Origin of the sequence: Rhodococcoides fascians NBRC 12155 = LMG 3623, from assembly GCF_001894785.1 — a bacterium.
GTDB lineage: Bacteria > Actinomycetota > Actinomycetes > Mycobacteriales > Mycobacteriaceae > Rhodococcoides > Rhodococcoides fascians.
Genome location: NZ_BCWW01000001.1, coordinates 352,266 through 366,323 on the forward strand (window position 1 = coordinate 352,266; position 14,058 = coordinate 366,323).

Annotated in this window: 14 protein-coding genes; 5 read left to right on the top strand and 9 right to left on the bottom strand. The window is 63.8% G+C overall.

The window, feature by feature from the left end:
- Window positions 1–30 precede the first annotated feature (30 nt).
- Window positions 31–942: an aminotransferase class IV gene (locus tag RFA01S_RS01835; RefSeq protein WP_032407175.1), complete on the top strand. Its 912-nt coding sequence runs from the start codon at window positions 31–33 to the stop codon at window positions 940–942.
- On the opposite strand, the gene RFA01S_RS01840 is transcribed toward RFA01S_RS01835, so the two are convergent.
- Both RFA01S_RS01840 and RFA01S_RS01845 read right to left on the bottom strand, forming a co-directional pair.
- The gene (locus tag RFA01S_RS01840) at window positions 943–2,091 is read right to left on the bottom strand and encodes a serine hydrolase domain-containing protein (RefSeq protein ID WP_052060669.1); all 1,149 of its coding nucleotides are present in this window, start codon (window positions 2,089–2,091) and stop codon (window positions 943–945) included.
- 65 nt (window positions 2,092–2,156) lie between these two features.
- Window positions 2,157–2,717, bottom strand: a complete 561-nt coding sequence (locus tag RFA01S_RS01845; RefSeq protein WP_032407176.1) for a TetR/AcrR family transcriptional regulator — start codon at window positions 2,715–2,717, stop codon at window positions 2,157–2,159.
- Window positions 2,718–2,820: 103 nt separating this feature from the next.
- Here RFA01S_RS01845 and RFA01S_RS01850 point away from each other — a divergent pair, with 103 nt between their 5' ends.
- On the top strand, window positions 2,821–3,660 hold the full coding sequence (locus RFA01S_RS01850; RefSeq protein WP_027494883.1) for an alpha/beta fold hydrolase: 840 nt from the start codon (window positions 2,821–2,823) through the stop codon (window positions 3,658–3,660).
- Window positions 3,661–3,723: 63 nt separating this feature from the next.
- Here the strand turns inward: RFA01S_RS01850 and rraA are convergent, their stop codons facing one another.
- Window positions 3,724–4,203 carry a ribonuclease E activity regulator RraA gene (gene rraA / locus RFA01S_RS01855; protein WP_032388775.1) on the bottom strand — a complete coding sequence of 160 codons (480 nt, stop codon included), beginning with the start codon at window positions 4,201–4,203 and terminating at the stop codon, window positions 3,724–3,726.
- A gap of 24 nt (window positions 4,204–4,227) precedes the next feature.
- Window positions 4,228–4,611 carry a DUF5313 family protein gene (locus RFA01S_RS01860; RefSeq protein WP_032381953.1) on the bottom strand — a complete coding sequence of 128 codons (384 nt, stop codon included), beginning with the start codon at window positions 4,609–4,611 and terminating at the stop codon, window positions 4,228–4,230.
- A 115-nt stretch (window positions 4,612–4,726) separates the two neighbouring features.
- Between RFA01S_RS01860 and RFA01S_RS01865 the strand changes: the two genes are divergently transcribed.
- A complete protein-coding gene (locus RFA01S_RS01865; protein ID WP_238325098.1) occupies window positions 4,727–5,758 on the top strand; it encodes an amidohydrolase family protein in 1,032 nt (343 codons plus the stop codon).
- A gap of 192 nt (window positions 5,759–5,950) precedes the next feature.
- Here RFA01S_RS01865 and RFA01S_RS01870 read toward each other — a convergent pair whose 3' ends face one another.
- Complete coding sequence (locus tag RFA01S_RS01870; protein ID WP_032407388.1) at window positions 5,951–6,703, bottom strand: MerR family transcriptional regulator; 753 nt, start codon at window positions 6,701–6,703, stop codon at window positions 5,951–5,953.
- Between the two features lie 110 nt (window positions 6,704–6,813).
- The gene (locus RFA01S_RS01875; RefSeq protein ID WP_032407177.1) at window positions 6,814–8,019 is read right to left on the bottom strand and encodes a lipase family protein; all 1,206 of its coding nucleotides are present in this window, start codon (window positions 8,017–8,019) and stop codon (window positions 6,814–6,816) included.
- Between the two features lie 156 nt (window positions 8,020–8,175).
- Here RFA01S_RS01875 and RFA01S_RS01880 point away from each other — a divergent pair, with 156 nt between their 5' ends.
- Window positions 8,176–9,729, top strand: coding sequence for a succinic semialdehyde dehydrogenase (locus tag RFA01S_RS01880; RefSeq protein WP_032407178.1), 1,554 nt, complete (start codon window positions 8,176–8,178; stop codon window positions 9,727–9,729).
- A gap of 75 nt (window positions 9,730–9,804) precedes the next feature.
- Here RFA01S_RS01880 and RFA01S_RS01885 read toward each other — a convergent pair whose 3' ends face one another.
- Both RFA01S_RS01885 and RFA01S_RS01890 read right to left on the bottom strand, forming a co-directional pair.
- Window positions 9,805–11,853 carry an MDR family MFS transporter gene (locus RFA01S_RS01885; RefSeq protein WP_032407179.1) on the bottom strand — a complete coding sequence of 683 codons (2,049 nt, stop codon included), beginning with the start codon at window positions 11,851–11,853 and terminating at the stop codon, window positions 9,805–9,807.
- A 3-nt stretch (window positions 11,854–11,856) separates the two neighbouring features.
- The gene (locus tag RFA01S_RS01890) at window positions 11,857–12,342 is read right to left on the bottom strand and encodes a MarR family winged helix-turn-helix transcriptional regulator (RefSeq protein WP_032366715.1); all 486 of its coding nucleotides are present in this window, start codon (window positions 12,340–12,342) and stop codon (window positions 11,857–11,859) included.
- A gap of 225 nt (window positions 12,343–12,567) precedes the next feature.
- Here RFA01S_RS01890 and RFA01S_RS01895 point away from each other — a divergent pair, with 225 nt between their 5' ends.
- Window positions 12,568–12,918 (top strand): VOC family protein, encoded by a 351-nt coding sequence (locus tag RFA01S_RS01895; RefSeq protein WP_032371721.1) that lies wholly within the window; start codon window positions 12,568–12,570, stop codon window positions 12,916–12,918.
- Window positions 12,919–12,920: 2 nt separating this feature from the next.
- Here RFA01S_RS01895 and RFA01S_RS01900 read toward each other — a convergent pair whose 3' ends face one another.
- On the bottom strand, window positions 12,921–14,036 hold the full coding sequence (locus tag RFA01S_RS01900) for a TDT family transporter (RefSeq protein ID WP_052060671.1): 1,116 nt from the start codon (window positions 14,034–14,036) through the stop codon (window positions 12,921–12,923).
- Window positions 14,037–14,058: the final 22 nt, after the last annotated feature.

Genomic DNA, 14,058 nt, shown 5'->3' on the forward strand with positions numbered 1-14,058 from the left:
TTGGACTCACCGGGCGACTAGCATCGCCGCATGGCACTCCCGCACTCGAAGGTGTATTTCGGCGACAGACTGGTCGATGCGCAAGACGCGACACTCGGGGTCGCGACCTCGGCCGTCCTCTACGGCCTGAGTGTCTACACCGTGTTTCCGGTGCAGGTGGACGGAGATCGGCGCACCGCATTTCGGTTACTCGATCACTACCAGCGACTCGTCGAGTCCTGCAAGATCATCGGTATCGACACGTTCGCGTCACAGTGGAGTTTCGAGCGGTTCATACAGGCGACACGCGACGTGATCGCCGCCAACGCCCCGACCGACGAGGTGTACGTGCGGGCAACCGTCCACGTCGACGAGTCCATTCCCGGAACGCGGGTCCGTGGCCTGCACACAACAGTGTCGATCTTCCTCTACGACGCCAATCCCATTGTCCCGCAGGACGGCATGCGGTTGAAGACAAGTGTCTGGCGTCGCATTCCCGACTACGCCATTCCCTCCCGCGCCAAGGTGAACGGTGCGTACGTCAATTCCGTTCTGGCGAAACAGGATGCGATCGACAGCGGTTTCGACGACTGCATCTTCCTCGACATCAACGGACACGTCTGCGAGCTCAGTGCCGCCAACATCTTCCTCGTCCGAAACGGAGTGCTCATCACGCCTGACGTCACCAGCGACATTCTCGATGGCATCAACCGTCGAACCATCCTGACCCTTGCGCGCGAAGAAGGAATGACGGTTCAGGAGCGCACCGTCGACCTCACCGAGCTGTACATCGCCGACGAGGTCTTCGTGTGTGGCACGTCGGCCGGGGTTGCCCCGGTTTACGAAATCGACGGCCGCGCAATAGGAATTAAGGAGTCGGGCCCGGTGACGCTCACTCTGCGGAAGCGTCACCAGGCTGCACTCACGAGCGACGAAGTGCACGGCTGGGTGACGACCCTCTAGCTACGCCGGGCAGGTCGATGCCAGCCCGGCGATCAGGGCTTCGGATGCGGGTTCTAGCAGCGGATCGGTGCCCGGGGTCGGCGCGGCTGTGGTCCAGGCCAGTGACATCTGACGGTTGCCGTCGGGACTCGAGAACTGGAACGTGCGATATCCGAAACCGTTGCCGCGCTGGCCGAACACCAGCTCACCGGACTCCGGATTGCAGGCGTCGCCTCCCCACAGCAATCCGAGGCCGTAGCCGGAGGGGCTGACCACCTGCATGTCGTCGACCATGTTGCGAGGTAGCAGTGTGCCGTCGAACAAAGCACGAAAGAACGTGTTCATGTCCTCTACCGTGGACACCACAGCAGCACCCGAGGACCAGATACTCGCGTCGTATTCGGTGACGTCGGTGTAGATCCCGTTCTCCAGCACGTAGCCGTGCAGTGCATCGCCGGCGATATCGGCGTCGGTGGGGTAAGTGGTGTCGGTCATCTGCAGAGGTTCGAAGATCCTGTCCCGCAACGACTGTCCGACGGGCCGCCCATCGAGATCGGCCACGATCCGCCCGAGTAGAACATAGTTGGTGTTCGAGTAGCTGAACTCCTGGCCCGGTTCACTTGTCCACGGCATGGCCGATGCCTGCGAGATCAGCTCATCATCGGTGACGGAATCATCGGCGCGAGAAGCGATCTGCTGCGCCGTATCGAGTCCGGTGAGGTAGTCGGGTATTCCGCTCGTATGGTCGAGCAGTTGTCGGACGGTGACGGACTTGGACAGCAGGCCCGGAAGGAGTTCGTCGACCCGCTGATCGAGCTGCAGTTTTCCCTCGTCGACGAGCTGCAGCACCACCGCCGCGACCATCGACTTGGTGACGCTTGCAATGCGCACCGGATTGTCGGCACCCGCCGGCTCGGTGCCATCACGCTCGACGAGTCCTGCTGCTCCCGACCAGGAATCCTCGCCGTCGCGCACCTGCGCGACGGCGGCGACGGACCCTGCATCGACCAGGGCGTCCAGAGCCGCCTGGACGTCGTCGGTCCTGATGCTCCCACTCGACGTCGTCGTAGAGGTCGCTTGCACGGCTGAGGGCTCGTCGGACGACGTGCATCCACTGACCAGCAGGGCCGTCGAGACGGTGAGGGCGGCGAGGACTCGTAGCTTGCTCATGGATTCGACACTAACGTCCCGAATCGGACAATTTCAGTGTCAAATGTCAGTGATCGCGATGCCGGTCACTTCGCGCTCGAATTCAACAGAACCTCGGCCGCAGTCTTTGCTGCAGAGGCGGATTCGGCCAGTTCGGTGATGGCGGCGGTGGTTTGAGCGCCCTCGGCGAGCAGTGCGATTTGCAGACCGACGGTCGGCTCGCATCCGTCTTCGACGGCCAAGGCGGTGACGTACTCGATGAAACGTTTCTTGTGCTGATGCGCGGCGTCGGCGACCTCGGGCATGGTTGCGCCCAGTTCGCCGAAGGAGTTGATGAACGCGCACCCGCGAAAGTCGTCCTCTCGGAACCATCGATCCAGGAAGTTGAAGATGGACAACAGCTTTCCGCGCGGCGTGTCGTGTCGGTCCGCCTCGGCGCGGATCCCGTCGTTCCACTGGGCAGTGCGGCCACGGAGGACCTCGGCCACGATGGCCGTCTTGGACGGAAACAGTGTGTACATGCGTTTGAGGGAGATTCCCGCTGCGGTGCGCAGCTCATCCATGCCGACGGCCTGGATGCCGCGCGCATAGAACAGTTCGTCCGCGGCGTTCACCACCTGTGCCCGTCCGATTTCCGTACTGGTCATCGCTTACCCCTTGCCGAGAGAACCAACGTTCTCTACAGTAGTCCACACACGGAGAGAACGACCGTTCTCCCGCTCGATGCTCAGGACACAGGAAGGCAGGATCATGGCGTACATCAACGTCGGAACCGAGAACTCCACCCCCGTCGAGGTCTACTACGAGGATCACGGCTCAGGCCAGCCGGTCGTGCTCATCCACGGCTACCCGCTCGACGGCAACTCCTGGGAGCGCCAGTCGCGTGCGCTGCTCGATGCCGGCTACCGCGTCATCACGTACGACCGCCGTGGATTCGGGCAGTCGAGCAAGCCCACCGTCGGCTACGACTACGACACCTTCGCTGCAGACCTGGACAAGGTGCTCACCGAGCTCGACCTGAACGACGTCATCCTCGTCGGATTCTCCATGGGCACAGGAGAACTGGCTCGGTATGCCGCGAAGTACGGCACCGATCGCGTCGCCAAGTTCGCGTTTCTCGCCTCGCTCGAGCCGTTCCTGCTACAGACCGACGACAACCCCACCGGCGTTCCGCAGTCGGTGTTCGACGGCATCGAGACCGCAGCGCGCGAGGATCGTTTCACCTGGTTCGAGAACTTCTACAAGGACTTCTACAACCTCGACGAGAACCTCGGCAGCCGCATCAGCGAGGCCACCGTGCGCGCCAGCTGGAACACCGCCACCACCAGCGCGCCCGTCGCGGCCTATGCCGTCGTGCCCACCTGGCTCGAAGACTTTCGCGGAGACGTCGAGAAGGTCCGCGCATCGGGCAAGCCGACGCTGATCCTGCACGGCACGGCCGACAACATCCTGCCGATCGACTCCACCGGCCGCCCGTTCCACGAGGCGTTCCCGGAGGCAACGTACGTCGAGGTCGACGGCGCACCCCACGGGCTGCTGTGGACACACTTCCAGGAAGTGAACGACGCGCTTCTCGCATTCGTGAAGTAGCACCGACGTCGTACAAGACGCAACAGAAAGGGACGGCACCGCGGCCGTCCCTTTCGCGTCGGATCAGACCGCGACCACTCCATCGTGATCGCTGTAGACGATCTCGCCGGGGGTGAAGGTGACGCCGCCGAAGGTCACCGGCACGTTCTTCTCGCCTGATCCCGTCTGCGTGCTCTTGCGTGGGTTCGTCCCCAATGCCTTGACGCCGATGTCGAGGGTGCGCAGAATCGCCGAGTCCCGCACAGCGCCGTTGACGATGACGCCTGCCCAGCCGTTGTCGACACCCCGCCCGGCGATGATGTCGCCGACCAGCGCGGTGTAAATGCTGGCGTCGCCGTCGACCACGAGAACGCCGCCGTTGCCGGGCTCGCTCAACGTCTGCTTGACCAGCAAGTTGTCCTGGAAGCAGCGGATGGTGGTGATGGGTCCGGCGAACTCGGTGTGCTTGCCGAACTGGATGAACTGGGTGTCGCAGCTGCGGATGTCGGGACCGATCTCGTCGGCCAGATCAGCGGTTGCTTTGAATTCCACAGGTGAAGTCATGCGCAGAAGACTAACGTCCGATCGTCAGCCGCGGCCGTGACGTCGCTCGTAGTCGTCCCGGGTGCGGTCGACGCGGGTCTGCGCCTTGGCGTTGATCAACTGGGGATCGAGGCCGTGAATGAGCAACCGGTGCCGCCGATAGACGTTCATCAGCGCTATCGCGAAGTACACCAGCGGAATGAACAGCAACGCCATCATCGCCAGCGACATCCACAGTGGGCCGGGAATCAGCAGGAACAGCAGCAGCAACGGGATGACGGGGACCGTGAATCGGGCCAGGTAGCGCACCTGGGCACCGTTGCCGACGAGGTCGTTTCGGACCCAATCCTGCATCGACGGGGGCAGGACCCGACCGAACGAGTACCCCAAAAATTGCGCAGGACTGGGCTTCGTACGTTCGGTCGTCATCGCGCCATGCTAGTCCTACATCAGTTGGTACAAGTAACCGTTGACTGCGAATATTCTCATATGTGACGATAGCGTCAGTTCGGACCGGGTGGTGTCGACGACAAGGACGTAGACCGTGATCGACCGCAGAACCTTGCTCGGCGCGCTCGGTGCAGCCACGCTCTCGGGCGTCGCCCTGTCCGCAGCGACCGCGTCGGCGTCACCGACGCCTGCCGCCGGGGGAGTAGTGGACGTCCACTCGCACATGGTCCCCGACTTCTACCTGCGCGAAGCACTCGCGTCCGGCATCGTCTTTCCCGACGGCATGCCGAAGTGGCCGTCCTGGTCGGTGACCGAGCATCTGCAGATGATGGACCGGTGTGGGATCGACAGTGCGATCCTGTCCGTGTCGAGCCCTGGGGTGCACTTCGGGGACGACGGTAAGGCTGCCGATCTGGCCCGACGGGTCAATGACTTCGGAGTCGGAGTTGTCCAGGGTCAGCCACGCCTCGGATTCTTTGCGTCGCTGCCCCTTCCGAACGTCGTCGACTCGACGGTCGAGGCCATTCGGGCTCTCGATCAGCTCGGTGCCGACGGGGTCACCGTGATGTCGAACGCCGGCGGCATGTATCTCGGCAACGCCATGCTTACGCCGTTGCTCGCGGCGCTCGATGCACGTTCGGCGGTGGTCTTCGTGCATCCCACCTCACCGCCGAATGCAGCTGCGGTAGAGCTCGGTAGGCCCGCTCCGATGGTCGAATTCCTTTTCGACACAGCACGAACCGTCGTCGACCTGATTCTGCTGGGCGTGGTCGATCGGTTCCCTCGCATCCGTTGGGTGTTCACTCATGGCGGCGGAGTACTGCCGCTGTTGGCGGATCGGGTCGACTTCTTCCGGACGCAGGTCGGTCTCGGTACCCCGTCGACGCCGAATGTATTGCAGCGCATGTGGTTCGACCTCGCCGGTACGCCGGTTCCGAGGCAGTTGCCGGCATTGCTGTCGGCGGTCGGGCCCGATCGTCTGGTGTACGGCAGCGACTACTGCTTCACGCCGATCGCCGCTGTGCAAGAACAACTGCGATCGCTCGACGCGGGAGCCGCGGACGGTGGGCTGGAGAACTGGCGCGCCGTAACATCCGACAATGCCCGCAGTCTGTTGAGTGTCTGATCCGTACGGGAGTTCGATGAAAGCGAAAGCACTACAACCGTTCTCAGAGCACTGGGATTGGCAGATGAATGCCGCCTGCCGCTCGCGTCAGCCCTGAAGAGCAGCGTTCGCCCGGACATCTACGCCCCGGGTCGGAATCCGCACCCCCTGCAGGAGGCGCGGATTCCGAAAAGGGGTGCAGATCGAGACGCGTCAGCCCTGACGAGCGGCGTTCGCGACGATAACGTCGCGAAGGTACTGCGCCAAACCGTCGGCGATATCGTTGTAGTGCTTGGCAAATCGCTCGTCGGCGATGTACATCTCCGCCAGGTTCACCTGCATCTCGTAACCGCAGTCGTAGTACCGCTCGATCGACGCCCGATGACGTTCGGCCAGTACCCCGGCTTCGGGGGAATCCGGCGACACACCCCGCTGCATCGCGGCAGCGAGATTGGCTTCGAGGAGGTCCGTCTCTTCCTTGACGGCCTTCCAATCGTCCTTGGTGAACGACGCCGTCCGCTGCTGAGACTGCTTCCACTCGTCGGTTTCGCCCCAGCGCTGCTCGGCCTCCTCGGCGTATTCCTCGCCGGGCCAGTTGTCGCCGAAGATCTCTCGCTGCTCCTCGGGAGTCAATTGCATACCCATCTTCTTCGCCTCCATCATCTTGTCCACGGCCGCAGCCATTGCGTGCAAGTGATCGATCCGCTCGCCGAGCAGGTCGCGCTGCCGCCGTAGATGCGCCATCGCGTCGACGGCCGGGTCGTCGAGCAACGCTGCAATGACCTCGAGCGGGAACCCGAGCTCGCGGTAGGTCAATACCTGATGCAGCCGTTCGACATCGGCCGATGAATACGTCCGATAGCCCTTGGGAGTTCTCCCCGACGGCACCACCAACGCGATCTCGTCGTAGTGATGCAGCGTTCTGACGCTGACACCCACCAACTTCGAGACCGCGCCGACCTGCATGCCGACCTGGACGTCAACCGAACTGTTCGCGGACGAATCACTCACGAAGGACACTGTGCTGCCTCCCGTGGCGTGAGGGTCAAGACGAAAAAACGATTCGTTGTGGACCTCTAGCGAATCACACGTTCGCAACCCGAGGTCGGCACACCGGCCAGGCGTTGCGCCAACCAATCGTAGGCACCGGGACGGCCGTTGGTCTGGGCCAGTGAATGGTCGCCGGGCACCTCTTCCAGATGTACCGACGCTCCTGCTGCACACCACTGATCCTGCACGGCCTCGGCACCTTCTTTGGGAATGAGGAAGTCCTGCAGGCCCTGGTAGATGTACACCGGCGCGTCCGGCTTCGTCTGGCCCATGCGGTTTTCCTCGACGACGGCCGTGGTGATCGGATGCGCGAAGACGTCCGGGACGTTGCAGAGATTTCGCTGGTCCAACAGCAGTAGTCCGCTGTAGGACAACACATCCACGCATTGATCCTTCTGTGCCAGCGCCAGTCGCTTGCCGTTGTCGTTGGCGAGCTGCCGCATCTCCGGGTACTCCCGGGACAGTCCGATCGTCGCCGCAGTGAACAAGCCCGATCCGATCTGGCCGTTGAGCGACGTCTGCAGAATCTTGTAATCGGTCGGCGGGCCGCCGAACGCGACTCCGGCGATGTTCAGCTCGGGTGCGTACTCGGGGGCCAACTGGGCCGCCCAGCCCGAGGCGATCGCACCGCCGGAATATCCGGTGATGCCGATGGGTGCATCCGCGCTCACGCCTGCAGTCCGGGAGGCACGCAGACCGTCGAGCACGGTGTGCCCCGACACGAGACCGGCCGAATATGCCTGACGCGGCCCCTGATAGTCCGTCATCACCACGGTGTAACCGCGGCCGAGGAGGATCCGGACCTGATCGACCTCTTTGTTGTTGCCCCGCGGGAGGGTGTACGACGGCGCGCATTTGTTGCCGAGTGAATCCGTCGCCTCGTTGTATGCGATGACGGGGCGATCTCCACCCCCGGTCCACGGCGCAGTGGGAGTCAGCACCGTCGTCGCCGCTGCGATGGGACGATTCTTCGAATCGGTGGAGCGGAAGAGCAATTGGACGCACGAGGCCTCGGGCGTCACCGCGACATCGCGTCGAGCGAGGACAGTGCCGGGCACGAGATTCTCGTATCCCGCCGGCGGATCGAACCACGGATCGCCGAGTGACGTGGGGAGATACGCAGCCGGATCGCTCGGTGGAGCAATGAAATCTTGTACCGGATCTGCCTGCGCAGACCCCGCGAATGCCACCATCAGTGCTGCTGCTCCGGCCAGAACTAGTGCCTTGCGCATGGATTCCCCACCCTGTTGCTTCCGAACGCCCCGACGTCGGAGTAGACCACCGCCCATCGTGCCACAGGGCCAGGGAACATCGGCCCTGTGAACTGAGCCGAAGACCAGGTAGGTTGTCTGTTACTCCGAACACTACTCATCAGTAGGGATGCAAAAATGCCTGCTCCGTCCACTGCGACCTTTTCCCGGCTCGCTGATCTCATCGCCATTCCCGACGCGGACTCGCGTCCCACCAAGACGATCACCGAGGTGTTCACCGGTAAGGAGCTGGCGACCATTCCGGTCGGTACGGCTGTAGATGCTCTGGCTGCGATCGCGCGCGTCCGTACCGCTCAGGCGGCCTGGGCCAAGCGCCCGGTCTCCGAGCGCGCAGAGATCTTCCACCGCTACCGCGACCTGGTGCTCGCGCACCGCGACGAGCTCATGGACATGGCGCAGGCCGAGACGGGCAAGTCCCGCGCCGCCGCCCTCGAGGAAGTCCTCGACATCTCGATGACCTCGCGGCACTACGCACGCACGGCGGCCAAGCTGCTGGCCCCGAAGAAGGTCACCGGCATGCTTCCCGTGCTGACCAAGACTCGCGTTCGGTACCAGCCGAAGGGAGTCGTCGGAATCATCTCGCCGTGGAACTACCCGATGACTCTCGCGGTGTCCGACGCCATTCCGGCGCTGCTGGCCGGCAACGGCGTCGTGCTCAAGCCCGACAGCCAGACGCCGTACTGCGCATTGGCCTGCGTCGAGCTGCTCTACAAGGCCGGTCTGCCCCGCGACCTGTTCGCCGTGGTCCCCGGCCCCGGCTCGGTGGTGGGCACCGCGATCGTCGAGAACACCGAATACGTCATGTTCACCGGCTCCACGGCCACCGGTCAGCTCCTGGCCGAGCAGGCGGGGCGTCGACTCATCGGTTTCTCCGCCGAGCTCGGCGGCAAGAACGCCATGATCGTCGCGAAGGGCGCGAACCTGCGGGAAGTATCCGACGCGGCAGTGCGCGCCTGCTTCTCCAACTCCGGTCAGCTCTGCATCTCCATCGAGCGCATCTACGTCGAGAAGTCGATCGCCGCCGAGTTCACCGAGAAGTTCGGCCAGCGGGTACGCAACATGACCGTGGGTGCCGATTACGAGTTCGGCATCGAAATGGGCAGCCTCATCTCCGAGGACCAGATCAAGACGGTCTCGGCGCACGTCGACGACGCCAAGGTCAAGGGCGCGACGGTCGTCGCGGGCGGCAAGGCGCGTCCCGACATCGGCCCGCTGTTCTACGAGCCGACGTTGCTGACGAACGTCACCGAGGACATGGAGTGTGCGGCGACCGAGACCTTCGGGCCGCTGGTGTCGATCTACCCCGTCGCCGACGTCGACGAGGCCATTGCGAAGGCCAACGACACCGACTACGGATTGAACGCAAGTGTCTGGGCCAAGACGAAGGCTCAGGGCGAGGCCATTGCCGCACGTCTGCATGCGGGCACGGTGAACGTCGACGAGGGTTACGCGCCGACGTGGGGCACCACCGGTGCGCCGATGGGCGGAATGGGCGTCTCCGGCATGGGCCGTAGGCACGGAAACGAGGGACTGCTCAAGTACACCGAGCCGCAGACCATCGCGACGACCCGCCTGCTCAATCTCGGTGGACCGCGCGGACTTCCGCCGAAGCTGTGGGCAAAGATCATGCCTCCCTTCGTCAAAGCGCTGAAGTACATACCCGGCCGGTAGTAGTCGGTAGACGGACGAGGAAAGGCCCCGCACTCCCTTTCGGGTGTGCGGGGCCTTTCGCTGTTCTGTGGCAGATCAGTTGACGCTGTGGCCGTTCAGTCCGGCGTTGGCGTAGTGATTGTGGCTGTCGGGAATGTGGTTGTCTCCCAACACCCGAGCCACCTGCTGCTCGCTGAGTCCGAGTCGGCGGAGTCGCTCGCACACTGCATCGAAGTCGAGCATCTTGGCGTCGAGCTCCTGTTGCAGCTCGATCACCTCGGCGCGAATGGCCTCGGCCTCGTCGAGAGCGGTCAACGTGTCCTCGGGCTGGGGCAGCAGCAGCGTGAGCAGTCGATCACGGGCATCGGTGCTCAGTCCATCGAAGGGACGCTGACCCGGCTGAGCCTCGTGGCGACCTTCGTTGCGACGCTCGAAGCGCCGTTCGTTGCCGTACTGCGCTCCGACGTAATCCTGAGTCGCCCCGAAGGACGGGATCTCGGCGAGCTGTTCCCGACGCTCGGGCTGTGCCTGAGCATCAGCGTCGAGATTGTTCTGGTCCAGATCGGTAACGGGTCCCTGCGCCGGTGCCGACGCGATGTCGATCGTCTTGCGCAGCGGGCGATTCGGGATGAAGACCACTGCGATGAGCGTGACGATCGCAACGAAGCCGGCGATCATGAAGATGCGTCCGGTCGCGTCGCCGTATGCGGTGCGGATGACGCTGACGATCGGAGCAGGCAGTGCCGTGAGGTCGAGCGATCCGCCGCCTCCGGCCGAACCGTCCACACCGAGCTGCGCCAGACCGGCTGCCGACTTCTCGGCGACACGGGTTGCCAGCAGCGAACCGAGAACCGAGACGCCGATCGCTCCGCCGAAGGTTCGGAAGAAGGCAACCGTCGACGATGCTGCACCGACGTTCTGCACACTGACCGTGTTCTGCACTGCGAGAACGAGATTCTGCATCAGCATGCCGGTACCGAGACCGACGATGGTGATGAAGATGCCGACCGTCACCAGGCTGGTGGCGTGGTCGATGGTGCCCAGCAGCAGGAATCCGATGACCAGCAAGATGGAGCCGGTGACGATGAACGGCTTCCACTGACCGAACTTGGTGATCAGCTGACCGGAGCCCACGGAGGCGACGAGCATGCCGAACACCAGTGGGATGGAGAGCAATCCAGCTTCGGTGGGGGTGTAGCCGCGAGCAGTCTGGAAGTACTGGCCGAGGAACGTGGTGGCTCCGAAGAGGCCGACGCCGACCGCGATGGACGCGATGATGGCCAGGCCGGTGGTGCGCTCGGTGACGATCTTGAGCGGGATGATCGGCGACTTGTGTCGAGCCTCGACGATGATCGTCAGGACGAGCAGCGCAACTCCGCCGCCGACGAGGTACGCGGTCTCACGAGAGATCCAGGCGTAGTAGTCGGCCTTGCCTGCGAACGAAACCCACACGAGGAGAACGGACACGCCTGCGGTCAGCAGAAGTGCGCCGAGCCAGTCGATGGAGACGTTGTCCTTGCGGACGGTCTTGATGTGCAGCGTCTTCTGCAGCAGGCCGAGGGCGATGACAGCCAACGGGACGCAGACGAAGAAGCACCAGCGCCACCCGAGGGGGCTGTCGACGATGACGCCGCCGAGGATGGGGCCACCGGACATCGACACGGCCATGACGGCACCGGTGTAACCCGAGTAGCGGCCACGATCACGCGGGGAGACGATGGTTCCGATGATGGCGATGACGAGTGCCGTCAGGCCACCCATGCCGATGCCCTGCACCACACGTGCGGCGAGCAGCACCGGAACGTTGTGCGCGAAGCCGGCGATGAGCGAGCCCGCGACGAAGATCAGAATCGAGCTCTGGACCAGGACCTTCTTGTTGAACAGGTCGGCGAGCTTGCCCCAGATGGGCGTCGACGCGGCGTTGGCCAACAGGGCGGTGGTGATGACCCAGGCGTACGCGGTCTGCGAACCCTTCAGGTCACCGATGATGGTCGGCAATGCGGTCGAGACGATGGTGGTGCTCAGCAGCGCGGTGAACAGCGCGGCCAGCAGACCGGTGAGGGCTTCGAGGATCTGGCGATGCGTCATCGCATCGGGATCGGCGACTGCCTGATTCGGCGGATTCTCCGCGGATGTGGTGGTCATGTCTTATCTCGCAATCAATTCAATGCGGGCCACGTCCTGGTGCTGGGCGTGGGCGTCTTCGGTGAACGTGTCGTTGAGCTTGCGGATGGAATCGAGGGCATCGAGAGCCTCGGTTTCACTCCATTCGCTCAACATCTCTGCCAGGCGACGAGCTCGCCTGTCCCAAATCTGTTTCAGTCGAGCCTGGCCTTCGTCCGACACGCAGACCCGGGACGCTCTTCTGTCGTCCGGATCGGGATGCCGATCGATGTAGCCGAGTTCGACGAGGTCCGCGATCTGCCGGCTGAGGGCGGACTGGCTGACGCAGAGCCTGCTGGCGAGGTCGGTCTGTCTGCATTCACCCTCTGTTGCGAGGATGGCCAGAACTCCGGTCAGCGCCTGCGGCAACGGTGAATCCTCGACTCCGGTGGTCACGGCCCGCTTCAGCGTGCGCCCGAAGAGGAATACCTCTTCGACGAGCGATTCCGCTGTCGTGGATTGAACTGCCATGAGTACTCCAACGCTGAGTTCGATTTACTTGCTGTCTGCAACCATATATATACATACATGCGCTAAGCAAACAATATTCCTGTCTGGTGGGTCACAGGGTTGGAGCGAGGTGGGTCCGAGTGGGGGGTCGGCTCCCCTGATCTGGATTCCAGCCTGCGATCGGCGGCACAAATCCGAAACTGGGGAGCCGATCCCGAGCTCAGGGGTGGGCGATACAGTCCGAAGATGGACGTTGTGCGCGCGATGCCCCTGCTCACGGTCACCGATCTCGATGCGGCGCTGGACGCGTATGTCCAGGTCACCGGCATGGAGGTGGTGATGAACCACGGTTGGATCGCCACACTTGCGTCACCGGGGGACAGCACCGCGCAACTGAGTCTGATCACCGTCGACCCCACCGGCCCGGTGAATCCGTCGGCGTCTCTCGAAGTGGACGACGTCGACGCGGCTTACCGCGCCGCGGTGGATGCGAATTTCGAGATCGTGTACGAGATCACCAACGAGGAGTGGGGCGTGCGCCGATTCTTCTTCCGAGACGCGGGCGGCAACGTGGTGAACGTGCTCGCGCACATGTGAGATCAGCTGGGCTGCAGCAGGTTTCCTCGCCACACGCCTCGGACAGTTCGAGTGGCGACAGTGATCCAGGCCGTCACGAGCACGACGTACAGCAGTACGGCAAGGGCACGGACCGCGCCGAAATCGAGGGCATTGCCGATCGCGGTCGCTCCGGTGACGCAGGTGCCGATCGGGAACGTGAACGACCACCACGTCAGTGAAAAGCTCATCTTCCTCCGTGCCGCATGGACGGTCAGCGCAGTGGCCAGTGCGAACATCAGCGCGCCGAATCCGCCCATGATCAGTCCGTAGCCGATCCCGACGACGTGCAGCCCGACGGCGATCGACGATTGTGCCGCGGTGAACACCGTCGCTGCATCGGTGCCCAGCAGATTGGCCGCCGTGACCGACTGGCCGATCAACCCGAGCGTGATCCAGACCGTCGGAGCCGCGTCGACGGACGGCAGACCGCCGTGCAGCAGGCGTCCGTAGATCAACGTCATGGTGAGCATTCCGACGATCAGCGACAGCCCGAACATCGCGTAGCACGCGCACAGCAGCGCCAACCGCCACTGGCCGTCGGGCAGGTGGGGAAGCAACAATGCGCCGGTCGACGCCGAGACCATCGGCGGAACGACGGGCATCAACCACGCCGGCAATGCCGTGACCTGCTCTCGGGGACCGGCCGTAATCATGCGAAACGGCACCGCGACGCTGGTGAGCAGGCCGGTGATCGTGCCGACGACCCAAAGGACTGCGAACAGTGCCGTGGCCGCCGTGGGACCGACGAGGTCTCCGCCGAGCAGGCCGGCCCCGGCACCGACGGTCAGCATGGCCATGGGCGGTGCGCCGTAGAACTGCATCATCACCGGGTGCTGCGCGTAGTCGACTGCGCGTGCGCGGTAACCGATCCAGTGCCGCGCGAAGGCTGCGCCGATCACTACGAGCGCACCCGCAGCGAGTACCCAGACGATGACGGCGAAGACGCGCAACGCAGGAAGGTCGACGGGCAGTGTGGCGGCCGCGGTGGCGACGATGCCGGTTCCCATGACGGCGGCGAACCAGTTGGGGGTGATGTGCTCGACGGTCCGCCTGCGCGTCAGCCGGGGTGCGTACGAGACGGACTCGAGGACGGTCATGACTTCACTGTGCGCGACGCGG